The organism is Clostridium sp., from assembly GCF_017888565.1.
GTDB lineage: Bacteria > Bacillota > Clostridia > Clostridiales > Clostridiaceae > Clostridium.
Genome location: NZ_JAGHFX010000095.1, coordinates 1 through 15153, shown reverse-complemented (window position 1 = coordinate 15153; position 15153 = coordinate 1). Strand labels below are relative to the sequence as shown.

Here is a 15153-nt window from a genome sequence, read left to right as displayed (position 1 = left end):
TTATGCCAGGAGACCACATCGATATGAACGTTGAATTAATCACTCAAGTAGCTATGGATGAGGGATTAAGATTCGCTATCAGAGAAGGTGGAAGAACTGTAGGTTCAGGAGTTGTTACTAGCATAATTGAATAATATTAGTTCTTAGTATATATACGGACTGGGTTTCATTACCTAGTCCTTTACAAAGGCATATATATTGACATAATACATGTTTTATGATAATGTGTTTAGGTAATTAACGAAATTAAATTAACATAAAGTAGTAAGGTTTTATATTATTTACGGTAAACTGGAGGTGCAGACTGTGAGAGTAAAGATGACTTTAGCATGCACAGAGTGTAAGCAAAGAAATTATAATTCAATGAAAAATAAAAAAAATAACCCAGACAGATTAGAAATGCATAAATACTGCAAGTTCTGTAAAAAACATACACTTCATAAAGAAACTAAATAATTAGCTAATATAGTAGTGACACATACTCACAAAAATTAAGGATGTGAAGTAATGGCTGTTAAGGAAAATGTAAATTTAACTAAGAACTCACCTAGTAAAGGTGGCATATTTAAGTTTTTTAGAGAGGTTAAGGCAGAAGTTAAAAGAATAACTTGGCCTTCTAAAAATGACACTAAAAAGGCGTTAATTGCAGTTGGCGTAGTTGTGCTAATATATATAGTATTAGTAGGCGGGTTAGATTATATTTTTCAAAACCTCTTTGAATTCATTTTTAAACTAAAATAAGGAGGTTTAGGTGTTAGTCACCTATAAGAAAATATGAGCGAAAGAGCAAGATGGTATGTTGTACACACATACTCAGGCTACGAAAACAAGGTTAAAGCGAATCTTGAAAAGACCATTGAAAATAGAAATCTTCAAAGCTTACTTCAAGACATTCAAGTGCCTATGGAAGAAGTTGTAGAAGAAAAAGATGGGAAACAAAAGATTTCTCTTAAAAAGAAGTTTCCTGGATATGTGTTAGTAAAGATGCTAATGACAGATGAGTCATGGTATGTGGTTAGAAACACTAGGGGTGTAACAGGCTTTGTTGGCCCAGCTTCTAAACCAGTTCCCCTTACAGATGAAGAAATAGAATCTATGGGAGTTCAAGAAACACCTGTGGAAATAGATTTAGAAGTAGGGGAAAGCGTGAGGGTTATCTCAGGTCCTTTAAGGGAGTTTGTAGCTATAATACAAGAGATAAATCTAGAAAAGCGCAAAATAAAAGCATTAATTGATATGTTTGGCAGAGAAACTCTAGCTGAACTAGAATTTACACAAGTTGAAAAATTAGTTTAATATAAGCTAATGTTTTAATAAAGTGGGAGGACTAAGGTCCGTATTACCACAGTATAGGAGGAATAATACATGGCTAAGAAAGTAACAGGAATGATCAAACTTCAACTTCCTGCAGGTAAGGCGACACCAGCACCACCAGTAGGACCAGCATTAGGTCAACATGGTGTTAATATTATGGGATTCTGTAAGGAGTTCAATGCAAAGACTGCTAACCAAGCTGGATTAATAATTCCAGTTGTTATAACAGTTTATCAAGATAGATCTTTTAGTTTTATACTAAAAACTCCACCAGCAGCAGTTCTTATAAAGAAGGAATTAGGAATCGAAAGTGGTTCAGGAGTTTCAAATAGAACTAAAATTGGTAAGTTAACTAAGGATCAAGTAAGAAAAATTGCTGAATTAAAGATGCCTGACTTAAATGCAGCTACAATCGAAAGTGCTATGAGCATGATCGAAGGAACTGCAAGAAGTATGGGAGTAACTATTGAAGAGTAATTCGTAAAAAAGTGGGAGGTAAAAACCGCTAACACCACAAAGGAGGCATATTATGGGAAAGAATTATATTGAAAGCGCAAAATTAATAGATAAGAGTGCATTATACACTCCATCTGAAGCTTTAGATTTAGCAGTAAAGACTGCAAAAGCAAAATTTGATGAAACAATAGAACTACATGTTAGATTAGGGGTTGACCCAAGACATGCAGATCAACAAGTTAGAGGAGCTGTTGTTCTTCCAAATGGAACAGGTAGAACTGTAAGAGTTTTAGTGTTTGCAAAGGGAGAAAAAGCTAAAGAAGCTCAAGAAGCAGGTGCAGATTTCGTAGGAGCTGAAGAATTAGTTCAAAAGATTCAAAGCGAAAACTGGTTTGATTATGATGTAGTGGTTGCTACACCAGACATGATGGGTGTTGTTGGTAGAATTGGTAGGGTTTTAGGACCTAAAGGATTAATGCCAAACCCAAAATCAGGAACAGTTACATTTGATGTTGCTAAAGCAATAGCAGAAATAAAAGCTGGTAAAGTTGAATATAGAGTAGATAAGACTGCTATAGTTCACTGTCCAATAGGAAAGAAATCATTTGGAGTTGAGAAGTTACAACAAAACTTCCACGCTTTAATGGATGCTTTAATAAAGGCTAAACCAGCAGCAGCTAAGGGACAATACGTTAAGTCAGTATCTGTTTCAAGCACTATGGGTCCTGGAGCTAAAGTTAACCCAACAAAAGTTTTAGATTAGTATTGACAAACAAAAAGTTATGTTGTAAAATGTAATCTGTTGTTAAAGAGAATACTGATTCCAAAGACAGTAGGTGCCGAAAGGTTTAAATAATTGCCTACCGAGGAATACCAAGGTAAGTAATTATTTGGTCTTCCTATGTCTATGGGAAGGCCTTTCTTAATATAAATTTGCAGTTAAAAAACTGTGAGGAGGTGGACACACAGTAATGAACAAGAATAGACAAATTAAAGAAGCTAAAGTTGCTGAGATAAGAGAAAAATTAGAAAAAGCTCAAGCGATCGTTTTAGCAGACTATCAAGGTTTAACAGTTGAAGAAGATACAGCTTTAAGAAAAAGTTTAAGAGAAGCTGGTGTTGAATATAAGGTTTATAAGAATAACCTTGTAACATTAGCTGCTAAGGAATTAGGAATTGAAGGTCTTGATTCATACTTAGAAGGACCAGTTTCTATAGCATTCGGATATGAAGATGCTACTGCTCCAGCAAGAGTATTACATACATTTGCTAAGGATCACAAGAAACTAGAATTGAAAGCTGGTATGGTAGAAGGAACTTTATATAATAAAGAAGAAGTTGAAAAGCTTGCTACAATACCATCAAAGGAAGTTCTTATCGCAAAACTTCTTGGAAGCTTCAAAGCTCCATTATCAAATGTTGCATATTTATTAAATGCAATTAAAGAAAAAAAAGAATCAGAGTCAGCTGAATAATAACTGATAAAAATTTGGAGGTGCAATTAAAATGACAAGAGAAGATATAATTCAAGCTATAAAAGAAATGACTGTTTTAGAATTAAACGAGCTAGTTAAAGCTTGTGAAGAAGAGTTTGGTGTAAGTGCTGCTGCTCCAGTAGCAGTTGCAGGTGCAGTTGCAGGTGCTGCTGCAGCAGAAGAAAAGACTGAATTCGACGTAGTATTAGCTAACGCTGGATCACAAAAGATCAAAGTTATCAAAGTTGTTAGAGAATTAACTGGATTAGGATTAAAAGAAGCTAAAGAAATAGTTGATGGAGCTCCTAAGACATTAAAAGAAGCTGTATCAAAAGAAGAAGCAGAAGAAATGAAAGCTAAATTAGCTGAAGTTGGAGCTGAAGTAGAAGTTAAGTAATTAACTTTTCAATTAAAAAGGTGCTGTTAAAGGCACCTTTTTAATTGTCTAAATGAAACTATATAAAATATCAAATTCCTGGGATACTTTATATAGTTTTATATAAAACTGCGTTAAATATAGAAGATTATAGATTAATATAAGTTATACAATAAAATAATTGACATTAAAAGAATAGTATGATACTATCATTAAATGTACTATTCAATATGGGTAGGTATATATTCATATGGAAAAAATGTATAATCGAACAAAAGATGGTTATACTAATAAGTGATGCTATCCGAAAGCATAAGTCCTTAGGGAAAGTGTGCTTTTGGTTATTTTAGTTTTATACAAGGGGTGAAAATTCATGGTACATCCTGTCCAAGTCGGAAAAAGAACTAGAATGAGTTTTGGTAAAGTTAAAGATGTAACTGAAATGCCAAATCTTATTGAGGTACAATTAGATTCATATCAATGGTTTTTAAAGGAAGGTCTTCATGAAGTTTTTGAAGATATTAATCCTATTACAAACTTTACTGGAAATCTTGTTCTTGAGTTTGTAGATTATAAGCTTGATATGGATAATATTAAGTATTCAGTGGAGAAGTGTAAAGAGAGAGATGCTACTTATGCTGCGCCACTAAAAGTTTCTGTAAGATTACAAAATAATGAAACTGGAGAAATTAAAGAACAAGAAGTATTTATGGGTGACTTCCCGTTAATGACAGAACAAGGAACTTTCATCATAAATGGTGCTGAAAGAGTTATTGTCAGTCAATTAGTAAGGTCACCAGGTGTTTATTACAGTTTTAATGTTGATAAAACTGGTGAAAAATTATATTCATCAACAGTTATTCCAAATAGGGGAGCGTGGTTAGAATATGAAACAGATTCTAACGATATTATCTATGTAAGAATAGATAAAACAAGAAAACTTCCAATATCTATTTTAGCAAGAGCTATGGGATTCGGAAGTGATCAGGAGCTTTTAGACTATTTTGGAGAAGATGAGAGATTTAAAGCTACAATAGAAAAAGATAATACTAAGACTAAAGAAGAAGCTTTATTAGAGATATATAAAAGATTAAGACCGGGTGAACCACCTACGGTTGATAGTGCTATATCTCTTATAGATTCACTATTCTTTGATGCGAAGAGATATGATTTATCAAGGGTTGGTAGATATAAGTTTAATAAGAAGTTAGCTATAAACTTAAGATTGGTTAACCAAGTTGCAGCTACAGACATAGTTAATCCTCAAACAGGAGAAATTATGGTTGAGCAAGGTAAGAAGATTAGTAGATCTCTTGCAGAAGAAATTCAAAACGTTGGTATAAACTCAGTTGATATATTAGTTGAGGATAGAGTGGTTAGGGTAATTGGTAACCATTTTGTTGATATCAAGAATTTTGTATCATTTAATATAGAAGATTTAAATATCAGAGAACTTGTTCATTATCCAACATTAAAAGAGATATTAGACAACTATGATGATGAAGATACTATAAAAGAAGAAATAAAGAAAAACTTAAATAGACTTATTCCTAAACATATAATAAGAGATGATATATTTGCAACTATAAGTTACGAATTGGGATTACCATATTCAGTAGGATATGTTGATGATATAGATCACTTAGGAAATAGAAGATTAAGATCAGTAGGTGAATTACTACAAAATCAATTTAGAATTGGTTTATCAAGAATGGAAAGAGTAGTTAAGGAAAGAATGACTATTCAAGATCAAGAAGCTATAACGCCTCAAATGTTAATTAACATAAGACCTGTTGCAGCTGCTATTAAAGAATTCTTTGGTAGTTCACAATTATCACAATTCATGGATCAAGTAAATCCATTATCAGAATTAACACATAAGAGAAGATTATCAGCCTTAGGACCAGGGGGTCTTTCAAGAGAAAGAGCTGGTTTTGAAGTTAGAGACGTTCACCATTCTCACTATGGTAGAATGTGTCCTATAGAAACTCCAGAAGGACCAAATATAGGACTTATCAACTCATTAGCAACATACGCTAAAGTTAATGAATATGGATTTATAGAAACTCCTTATAGAGTTGTTGATAAAGAAAAAGGAATAATAACAGATGAAATAAGATACTTTACAGCGGATGAAGAGGATTTATACCTTGTAGCGCAAGCTAAAGAACCTATTGGAGAGGATAGAAAGTTTGTTGATAGCAGGGTTACTGTTAGAAGTAAACATGATATATTAGTAGTTAGTGCTGATGAGGTTGATCTAATAGATGTATCACCAAGGCAAATAGTATCAGTAGCTACAGCGATGATACCGTTCCTTGAAAATGACGATGCCTCAAGAGCTCTTATGGGATCAAACATGCAACGTCAAGCGGTTCCATTATTAAAACCTCAAGCTCCAGTAGTTGGTACTGGAATAGAATTTAAAGCTGCTGTAGACTCTGGAGTTCTTCCAAAGGCTAAAAATGCGGGTAAGGTAGTTTACGTAAGTTCTAATGAAATTAGAATTAAGAGAGATGTAGACGGTGGAATAGACAGTTATAATCTTCTTAAGTTCAAGAGAAGTAACCAAGGTACATGTATAAATCAAAGACCTTTAGTAGATAAAGGTGAAATAGTGTTTAAGAACCAAGTGTTAGCTGATGGGCCATCAACTGATTTAGGGGAAATAGCATTAGGTAAAAACATTAGAATGGGCTTCATAACTTGGGAAGGATATAACTACGAAGATGCTATGCTTATTTCTGAAGAACTAGTTAGAGAAGATGTATTTACTTCGATTCATATAGAAGAATATGAGTGCGAAGCTAGAGATACAAAGCTAGGACCTGAAGAAATAACTAGAGATATTCCAAACGTAAGTGAAGATGCATTGAAGGATATAGATGACAGAGGAATAATAAGAATCGGTGCTGAGGTTAGATCAGGGGATATCCTTGTAGGTAAGGTTACACCTAAGGGAGAAACTGAATTAACTGCAGAAGAAAGATTATTAAGAGCTATATTTGGAGAGAAGGCTAGAGAAGTAAGAGATACTTCATTAAGAGTACCACATGGAGAAGCTGGAATAATAGTAGATGTTAAAGTGTTTACTAGAGAAAACGGTGATGAATTAAATCCAGGTGTAAATGAACTAGTTAGATGTTATATAGCTCAAAAGAGAAAAATCTCTGTTGGGGATAAGATGGCTGGACGTCATGGTAACAAAGGGGTTATCTCAAGAGTATTACCAGAAGAAGATATGCCATTCTTACCAGATGGTAGACCATTACAAATTTGCTTAAACCCACTAGGGGTTCCATCACGTATGAACATCGGTCAGGTACTAGAGGTTCACTTAGGATGGGCAGCAAGTCAATTAGGATGGCATATAGCTACTCCTGTATTTGATGGTGCTACTGAAAAAGACATTGAAGATTGCTTAGAAAAAGCAGGATACAATGCAAATGGAAAAACTGTTTTATATGATGGTAGAACAGGAGAAGCTTTTGATAATGAAGTAACTGTTGGAATAATGTATATCTTAAAGCTAGCTCACTTAGTTGACGATAAGATTCACGCAAGATCAACAGGTCCATACTCATTAGTAACTCAACAACCACTTGGTGGTAAAGCACAATTCGGTGGTCAAAGATTTGGAGAAATGGAAGTTTGGGCTTTAGAAGCATATGGAGCAGCTCACACACTACAAGAAATATTAACTGTTAAATCAGATGATGTTGTAGGTAGAGTTAAAACATATGAAGCTATTGTTAAGGGTGAAAATATACCTGAACCTGGAGTTCCAGAATCATTTAAGGTTCTAATTAAAGAACTTCAAGCTTTATGTTTAGATGTAAAAGTGTTAAATGATGAAAAAGAAGAAGTTAGACTTAAAGAATTTGCAGAAGAAGAGATGGAAGAATTAGAAGTTAATATTGAAGGAACAGAAGATATTGTTTCAGAAGATGTTAATGTAGATGATAGTTATACAACATCAGAGGAAGAAATTGAGGAAGAAGTTGAGTTTGATAACTTTGCTTTAGATGGATTCCATGAAGAAGACTTAGAACTTGATGATTTTGTAAATGATGAACACTAAATTTGAAGGGAGGATATACCCTTGTTTGAATTGAATAATTTTGATGCTATACAAATAGGTTTAGCTTCACCTAGCCAAATAAGAGAATGGTCAAGAGGAGAAGTTAAAAAGCCTGAAACTATAAACTATAGAACTTTAAAACCAGAAAGAGATGGTCTATTCTGTGAAAGAATATTTGGGCCTATTAAAGATTGGGAATGTCATTGTGGTAAATACAAGAGAGTTAGATATAAGGGAATAGTTTGTGACAGATGTGGAGTTGAAGTTACAAAAGCTAAGGTAAGAAGAGAAAGAATGGGGCATATTGAACTGGCTGCCCCAGTTTCTCACATTTGGTATTTTAAAGGAATTCCATCAAGAATGGGATTACTTTTAGATATGTCACCAAGAGCTTTAGAAAAAATATTATACTTTGCTTCATATGTAGTAATAGATCCTAAAGAAACACCATTATTAAAGAAACAACTTCTTAACGAAAAAGAATATAGAGAAGCTGTTGATAAATATGGGGAAGAAAGCTTTATAGCTGGAATGGGAGCTGAAGCTGTTCAGGACTTACTTGGAGAAATTGATTTAGAAGGTCAATCTAAGGAACTTAAAGAAGAATTAAAAACAAGTACTGGTCAAAAGAAAGTTAGAATCATAAGAAGATTAGAAGTTGTTGAATCTTTTAGAAAATCAGGTAATGATCCAAGATGGATGGTTATTAACGTGATACCTGTAATTCCACCAGATTTAAGACCAATGGTTCAATTAGATGGGGGAAGATTTGCGACTTCAGACTTAAATGATTTATATAGAAGAGTTATAAATAGAAATAACAGATTAAAGAAGCTTTTAGACTTAGGTGCTCCAGATATAATTGTTAGAAATGAAAAAAGAATGCTTCAAGAAGCAGTAGATGCGCTTATAGATAATGGTAGAAGAGGTAGACCGGTTACAGGACCAGGAAATAGACCACTTAAATCATTATCAGATATGCTTAAAGGTAAGCAAGGTAGATTTAGACAAAACCTACTTGGTAAGAGAGTTGACTACTCAGGTAGATCGGTTATCGTTGTAGGTCCTGAATTGAAAATGTATCAATGCGGACTTCCAAAAGAAATGGCTCTAGAGTTATTTAAGCCATTTGTAATGAAGAAGTTGGTTGAAGATGGAGTAGCACATAACATAAAGAGTGCTAAAAGAATGGTTGAAAGAGTAAACAATCAAGTGTGGGATGTACTTGAAGAAGTTATTACTGATCATCCAGTTTTACTAAACCGTGCTCCTACTCTACATAGATTAGGAATTCAAGCTTTCCAACCAATATTAGTAGAAGGTAGAGCTATAAAACTACATCCACTTGTATGTACTGCATATAATGCTGACTTCGATGGAGACCAAATGGCGGTTCACGTTCCATTATCAGTTGAAGCACAAGCAGAAGCAAGATTCTTAATGCTTGCAGCAGGAAATATAATGAAACCTTCAGATGGTAAGCCAGTTTGTGTACCTACACAGGATATGGTATTAGGATCATATTATTTAACTATGGATAAGACTGGGGCTAAAGGTGAAGGAAAAGTATTTGCTTCTAAAGATGAAGCTATTATGGCTTATGAAGTAGGAGAAATAGCTATTCATGCAGAAATTAATGTAAGAATATTTAAAGATGTTAATGGTGAAAAGAAATCAGGTATAATTAAGACTACAGTTGGTAAACTGATCTTTAATGAATCAATTCCTCAAGATTTAGGATTTGTGGATAGAAGCAATAAAGATGAAGAATTTAACTTAGAAGTAGATTTCTTAATAACTAAAAAGTCATTAGGTAAGATAATTGATAAGTGTTATGCAGTGCATGGCCCAACAAATACATCAATAATGCTTGATAAGATCAAGGCTTTAGGATATCACTATTCATCAATTGGAGCTGTAACAGTAGCTGCATCTGATATGATAGTACCAGAAGCGAAGTATAGACTACTTAAAGAAGCTGATGAAACTGTTGATAAGATTGAAAAGATGTATAAGAGAGGTTTCATATCAGAAGAAGAGAGATATGAAAGAGTTATCGAGAAATGGACTAAGACAACAGAAGATGTTGCGGATGCACTTATGAATAGTTTGGATAAATTTAATCCAATATTCATGATGGCTGACTCTGGAGCCAGAGGATCTAAGTCTCAAATTAAGCAATTAGCTGGTATGAGAGGACTTATGGCGAGTCCAACAGGTAAGATTATAGAATTACCAATTAGAGCTTCATTTAGAGAAGGTCTTGAAGTTGTAGAGTATTTTATATCTACTCACGGAGCTAGAAAAGGTAATGCCGATACAGCTCTTAAGACGGCTGACTCTGGATACTTAACAAGAAGACTAGTTGACGTATCACAAGATGTTATCGTAAGAGAAATAGATTGTGGAACAACAGAAGGTATCTATGTTTCAGAAATTAAAGAAGGTAATGAAGCAATCGAGGGATTAGCAGAAAGACTTTACGGTAGATATACAGCAGAACCAATAATTCATCCAGAAACTGGTGAGGTTATGGTAGAAGCTGATCGATATATGGAACTTGATGTTGCAGAAAAAGTTGCAGCAGCAGGTGTTAAGAAAGTAAAAATTAGATCTGTATTTACATGTAAGTGTAAAGTTGGTGTATGTTCTAAGTGTTATGGTATGAACATGGCGACAGCACAAAAGATCAATATAGGAGAAGCTGTTGGTATAATTGCAGCACAATCAATCGGGGAGCCAGGAACTCAGCTTACGATGAGAACATTCCATACAGGGGGAGTTGTTGGAGCCGATATTACACAAGGTCTTCCTAGAGTTGAAGAATTGTTTGAAGCTAGAAAACCTAAGGGATTAGCAATAGTAAGTGAAATAACTGGTACAGTTAGAGTTGAAGAAACTAAGAAAAAGAGAACTGTATTTGTAATGGCTAATGATGGAGAAGAACGTAGCTATGAAATACCATTTGGTTCAAGATTAAAGGTATCTGATGATGACTTTATTGAAGCTGGAGATGAGATTACTGAAGGTTCAGTAAATCCTCATGATATAGCTGCAATTAAAGGTATAGATGGAGCTAGAAAATATCTATTATCCGAAGTTCAAAAAGTTTATAGACTTCAAGGTGTTGATATCAATGATAAGCACTTAGAAGTAGTTGTTAGACAAATGACTAGAAAAGTTAAAGTGCTAGATTCAGGAGATACTGAGCTATTACCAGGAACTATGATAGATATGTTCGACTTCGAAGAAGAAAATGCAAGAGTAAGAGAATTTGGTGGAGAAGAAGCTAAAGGCGAGCAAGCGTTACTTGGTATAACTAAGGCTGCTTTAGCCACAGATAGTTTCCTATCAGCTGCATCATTCCAAGAAACAACAAGAGTTCTTACAGAGGCAGCTATTAAAGGAAAGATAGATCCTTTAGTAGGTCTGAAAGAAAATGTTATTATTGGTAAGTTAATACCAGCAGGTACTGGAATGATGAGATATAGGAATGTAAAGCTAGATGTCGAGGACGTTTTAGTCGAAGAAGATGTACTAGAATCAATTGAATAATACATTGCAATTTTATTGACATGTGTATGCTTAAATGATAAAATACGAATTGTGTGATTTTAAAGCTACACTACAATATAATTGTCTACATGAATTCATGGAGGCAAAGTCATGAACTGAGCCTCTATGAACTTTTATATAGGGAGTGATTTCATGATAGATAGCATTGTAGGAAAGAAATTAATTGGTATAAAACAATGTACTAAATCTATTAAAAATGGAAATGGAACTGTTTTATATGTAGCTAAAGACGCAGAAATTAATTTGACTAAATCATTGATTGATTTAGCAGTTGAAAAAAATGTAAAAATTGTTTACATTAACACAATGAAAGAATTAGGAAAAATGTGTAGTATAGATGTTAAAGCATCTGCGGTACTAGTTTTGGAATAATTCATTAATAAGCTTTTATCTTAAATATTAGATATATAGATAAAAAATTTCAGGAGGTGAAAAAATGCCAACTATTAGCCAATTAGTAAGAAAAGGCAGAAAAACTGTTATCAACAAGTCAACAGCACCAGCACTTAACGAGTGTCCACAAAGAAGAGGAGTTTGTACAGTTGTTAAAACAACAACTCCAAAGAAGCCTAACTCAGCTTTAAGAAAAATCGCAAGAGTAAGACTTACAAATGGATTCGAAGTTACTGCATACATTGGTGGTGTAGGACACAACTTACAAGAGCACAGCGTTGTTCTTATAAGAGGTGGTAGAGTTAAGGACCTTCCTGGTGTTAGATACCATATCGTAAGAGGAGCACTTGACTGTGCTGGAGTAGCTAACAGAATGCAAGGAAGATCAAAGTACGGTGCTAAAAAGCCGAAGGCAAAAAAGTAGTTTAAATCATAAGCTACACTAGTGCTTGTCTTCAGCATTTACATAGATTTATAAATTAAGTTTATATAGATGAAGGAGTAAAGCACTTTACGGCAATGTTTAATTGCAGAGTACCAATGAACTTAAATTTATCATGTTAAGGAGGGAAGAAAAGTGCCAAGAAAAGGACATATCGCAAAGAGAGATGTATTACCAGATCCAATGTACAATTCAAAAGTTGTTACAAAGTTAATAAACAATGTAATGGAAGATGGTAAAAAAGGAGTAGCACAAAAAATATGCTACGACGCGTTTGAAATAATGGCGCAAAAAACAGGCAAAGATGCTTTAGAAGTATTTGAAGAAGCTATGAACAATGTAATGCCTTTATTAGAGGTTAAAGCTAGAAGAATAGGTGGAGCTAACTACCAAGTTCCTATCGAAGTAAGACCAGAAAGAAGACAGACTCTAGGAATCAGATGGATGCTAGATGCTGCTAGAAAAAGAGGCGAGAAAGTAATGGCTCAAAGATTAGCTGGAGAATTAATGGATGCAGCTAATAATACTGGAGCAGCTGTTAAGAAGAGAGAAGATACTCATAAAATGGCTGAGGCAAACAAAGCATTCGCTCATTACAGATACTAATAAACAAACTGTTTTGGCTTTTGCCAAAGCAGTTTTGTCGAATTTAAAATTACTCGTTGAGAGGAGGACATACAAATGGCTAGAAAATATCCGTTAGACAAATTCCGTAACTTTGGAATAATGGCTCATATAGATGCGGGTAAAACTACAACTACTGAACGTATACTATTTTATGCAGGTAAGACACATAAGATAGGTGAAACACATGAAGGTGCTTCACAAATGGACTGGATGGAGCAAGAAAAAGAAAGAGGTATAACAATCACTTCTGCTGCTACAACATGTGAATGGAAGGGTCATGAATTAAATATCATAGATACTCCTGGACACGTAGACTTTACAGTTGAAGTTGAAAGATCATTAAGAGTTCTTGATGGAGCTGTTACAGTTCTAGATGCAAAAAGTGGTGTTGAACCACAAACTGAAACTGTTTGGAGACAGGCGGATAAATACGGTGTACCAAGAATGATATATGTTAACAAGATGGATGCTACAGGTGCAGACTTCTTTAGATGTATAAACACTGTAAGAGATAGATTAAAAGCTAATGCAGTTCCAATACAAATTCCAATCGGTTCAGAAGATCAATTTAAGGGAATGGTAGACTTAGTACTTAATAAGGCTATTATGTTCTATGATGATCTAGGAAAAGATGTTAGAGAAGAAGAAATTCCAGCAGATTTAGCTGATCAAGCTGAAGAATACAGAATGGCTATGATTGAAGCTATAGCTGAAACTAACGAAGACCTAATGGAAAAATATCTTGAAGGTGAAGAATTAACACAAGAAGAAATAATGATTGGACTAAGAAAAGCTACTATAGCTAATGAAGTAGTTCCATGTATTTGTGGATCATCATATAAGAATAAGGGTGTTCAACAAATGATTGATGGTGTTGTTAGTTTCTTACCATCACCACTAGATATTCCAGCTGTTGAAGGAACTACACTAGAAGGTGAAGCTGATACAAGAGAAGCTTCAGATGAAGCTCCAATGTCAGCTTTAGCATTTAAGATAGCTACTGACCCATTCGTTGGAAAACTTGCATTTACTAGAATTTATTCAGGAGTTATGCAAAGTGGAACATACGTATTAAACTCAACAAAGGGCAAAAAAGAAAGAATAGGAAGACTTGTTAAGATGCACGCTAATTCAAGAGAAGAAGTTGAAGCATTAGAAGCAGGTGAATTAGGAGCAGTTATTGGATTAAAGAATACTACAACAGGAGATACTCTTTGCGTAGAAAGCAATCCAATAGTATTAGAATCTATGGAATTCCCAGAACCAGTTATATCTGTAGCTATCGAGCCAAAGACAAAAGCTGGTCAAGAAAAAATGGGCTTAGCTTTAGCTAAACTTGCTGAGGAAGATCCTACTTTCAGAACTCATACTGATCAAGAAACTGGTCAAACAATAATTGCAGGTATGGGAGAACTTCACTTAGATATTATCGTTGACAGATTAACTAGAGAATTCAAAGTTGAATGTAACGTTGGAGCACCTCAAGTTGCTTATAAAGAAACAATTAGAAAAGCTGTTAAAGCTGAAGCTAAATATGCTAAGCAATCAGGTGGTAAGGGTCAATATGGTCACTGTGTGATCGAGATGGAACCTACTGAAGGAGAATACGTATTTGAAAATGCTATAGTAGGAGGAGCTGTTCCTAGAGAATATATACCTGCTATAGACAATGGTATTCAAGAAGCTGCTAAAAATGGTATAATAGCTGGATATGAAACTATTAACTTCAAAGTTAAATTAGTTCACGGTTCATACCATGAAGTTGACTCATCTGAAATGGCATTTAAGATTGCTGGTTCTATGGCGTTTAAGAATGCTATGGCAAAAGCAGATCCAGTATTACTTGAGCCAATGGAAAAGGTTGAAGTTACAGTACCAGAAGAATACATGGGAGATGTAATGGGAGACCTTAACTCAAGAAGAGGTAGAATAGAAGGTATGGAAGCTATAAACGGAGCTCAAATTATCAGAGCTATGGTTCCACTTTCAGAAATGTTTGGATATGCAACTACTTTAAGATCAAGAACTCAAGGTAGAGGCGTTTACTCAATGGTATTCGATCACTTCGAAGAAGTTCCAAAGAGTGTTCAAGAAAAAATTAAGAGTGAAAGAAGTTAATTTACTTTAGTTATAAATGTAATTAATGTTGCTCATAATTAAAATATGAGCAACGTTAAAAATATAAATTTAAGTATATTAAATAATATTAGGAAAATTTATATAAGTATAGAAAAATAGAACTAAATTAGATATAATAACTAAGAAGGTTCATATAATTAATTTCCATAAAGGAGGATTTTACAATGGCAAAGCAAAAATTCGAAAGAAGTAAACCACACGTAAACATTGGAACAATCGGTCACGTTGACCACGGTAAGACAACTTTAACAGCTGCAATCACAACAGTATTAGC

14 protein-coding genes, 1 pseudogene and 1 other annotated feature are annotated in these 15153 nt (G+C 34.2%); all 15 genes and pseudogenes read left to right on the top strand.

Features of this window, described 5'->3' with window-relative positions:
- Positions 1 to 134, top strand: a pseudogene (gene tuf, locus J7M87_RS18610) (elongation factor Tu); the annotation flags it as partial.
- Between the two features lie 172 nt (positions 135 to 306).
- On the top strand, positions 307 to 456 hold the full coding sequence (gene rpmG, locus J7M87_RS18605; protein WP_291653457.1) for a 50S ribosomal protein L33: 150 nt from the start codon (positions 307 to 309) through the stop codon (positions 454 to 456).
- Between the two features lie 51 nt (positions 457 to 507).
- Positions 508 to 741 carry a preprotein translocase subunit SecE gene (gene secE / locus J7M87_RS18600; RefSeq protein WP_008681211.1) on the top strand — a complete coding sequence of 78 codons (234 nt, stop codon included), beginning with the start codon at positions 508 to 510 and terminating at the stop codon, positions 739 to 741.
- A 33-nt stretch (positions 742 to 774) separates the two neighbouring features.
- On the top strand, positions 775 to 1296 hold the full coding sequence (gene nusG / locus J7M87_RS18595; RefSeq protein ID WP_195264667.1) for a transcription termination/antitermination protein NusG: 522 nt from the start codon (positions 775 to 777) through the stop codon (positions 1294 to 1296).
- 69 nt (positions 1297 to 1365) lie between these two features.
- Positions 1366 to 1791: a 50S ribosomal protein L11 gene (rplK, locus tag J7M87_RS18590; protein ID WP_291653452.1), complete on the top strand. Its 426-nt coding sequence runs from the start codon at positions 1366 to 1368 to the stop codon at positions 1789 to 1791.
- A gap of 52 nt (positions 1792 to 1843) precedes the next feature.
- A complete protein-coding gene (rplA, locus tag J7M87_RS18585) occupies positions 1844 to 2533 on the top strand; it encodes a 50S ribosomal protein L1 (RefSeq protein WP_008681207.1) in 690 nt (229 codons plus the stop codon).
- A 42-nt stretch (positions 2534 to 2575) separates the two neighbouring features.
- Positions 2576 to 2703 (top strand) — a sequence feature (ribosomal protein L10 leader region).
- Positions 2704 to 2741: 38 nt separating this feature from the next.
- Positions 2742 to 3245, top strand: a complete 504-nt coding sequence (gene rplJ / locus J7M87_RS18580) for a 50S ribosomal protein L10 (RefSeq protein ID WP_291653450.1) — start codon at positions 2742 to 2744, stop codon at positions 3243 to 3245.
- A 31-nt stretch (positions 3246 to 3276) separates the two neighbouring features.
- Positions 3277 to 3642: a 50S ribosomal protein L7/L12 gene (rplL, locus tag J7M87_RS18575; protein ID WP_291653448.1), complete on the top strand. Its 366-nt coding sequence runs from the start codon at positions 3277 to 3279 to the stop codon at positions 3640 to 3642.
- 352 nt (positions 3643 to 3994) lie between these two features.
- Positions 3995 to 7702 (top strand): DNA-directed RNA polymerase subunit beta, encoded by a 3708-nt coding sequence (gene rpoB / locus J7M87_RS18570; protein ID WP_291653446.1) that lies wholly within the window; start codon positions 3995 to 3997, stop codon positions 7700 to 7702.
- 21 nt (positions 7703 to 7723) lie between these two features.
- Positions 7724 to 11257: a DNA-directed RNA polymerase subunit beta' gene (rpoC, locus tag J7M87_RS18565; protein WP_291653444.1), complete on the top strand. Its 3534-nt coding sequence runs from the start codon at positions 7724 to 7726 to the stop codon at positions 11255 to 11257.
- A 153-nt stretch (positions 11258 to 11410) separates the two neighbouring features.
- Positions 11411 to 11650 (top strand): ribosomal L7Ae/L30e/S12e/Gadd45 family protein, encoded by a 240-nt coding sequence (locus J7M87_RS18560; RefSeq protein WP_291653442.1) that lies wholly within the window; start codon positions 11411 to 11413, stop codon positions 11648 to 11650.
- Between the two features lie 64 nt (positions 11651 to 11714).
- Positions 11715 to 12095, top strand: a complete 381-nt coding sequence (gene rpsL / locus J7M87_RS18555) for a 30S ribosomal protein S12 (protein ID WP_008681201.1) — start codon at positions 11715 to 11717, stop codon at positions 12093 to 12095.
- Positions 12096 to 12248: 153 nt separating this feature from the next.
- The gene (gene rpsG / locus J7M87_RS18550; protein WP_111928710.1) at positions 12249 to 12719 is read left to right on the top strand and encodes a 30S ribosomal protein S7; all 471 of its coding nucleotides are present in this window, start codon (positions 12249 to 12251) and stop codon (positions 12717 to 12719) included.
- A 75-nt stretch (positions 12720 to 12794) separates the two neighbouring features.
- Positions 12795 to 14858: an elongation factor G gene (fusA, locus tag J7M87_RS18545; protein WP_291653438.1), complete on the top strand. Its 2064-nt coding sequence runs from the start codon at positions 12795 to 12797 to the stop codon at positions 14856 to 14858.
- 185 nt (positions 14859 to 15043) lie between these two features.
- Positions 15044 to 15153, top strand: a 110-nt coding sequence (locus J7M87_RS18540; protein WP_141669547.1) for a GTP-binding protein, incomplete at its 3' end; no start/stop codon positions are given.

Bases quoted from the DNA above. Each gene is read 5' to 3' on its own strand.
- secE (WP_008681211.1), top strand. From the start codon at position 508: ATGGCTGTTAAGGAAAATGTAAATTTAACTAAGAACTCACCTAGTAAA.
- nusG (WP_195264667.1), top strand. From the start codon at position 775: ATGAGCGAAAGAGCAAGATGGTATGTTGTACACACATACTCAGGCTAC.
- rplK (WP_291653452.1), top strand. From the start codon at position 1,366: ATGGCTAAGAAAGTAACAGGAATGATCAAACTTCAACTTCCTGCAGGT.
- rplA (WP_008681207.1), top strand. From the start codon at position 1,844: ATGGGAAAGAATTATATTGAAAGCGCAAAATTAATAGATAAGAGTGCA.
- rplJ (WP_291653450.1), top strand. From the start codon at position 2,742: ATGAACAAGAATAGACAAATTAAAGAAGCTAAAGTTGCTGAGATAAGA.
- rplL (WP_291653448.1), top strand. From the start codon at position 3,277: ATGACAAGAGAAGATATAATTCAAGCTATAAAAGAAATGACTGTTTTA.
- rpoB (WP_291653446.1), top strand. From the start codon at position 3,995: ATGGTACATCCTGTCCAAGTCGGAAAAAGAACTAGAATGAGTTTTGGT.
- J7M87_RS18560 (WP_291653442.1), top strand. From the start codon at position 11,411: ATGATAGATAGCATTGTAGGAAAGAAATTAATTGGTATAAAACAATGT.
- rpsL (WP_008681201.1), top strand. From the start codon at position 11,715: ATGCCAACTATTAGCCAATTAGTAAGAAAAGGCAGAAAAACTGTTATC.
- fusA (WP_291653438.1), top strand. From the start codon at position 12,795: ATGGCTAGAAAATATCCGTTAGACAAATTCCGTAACTTTGGAATAATG.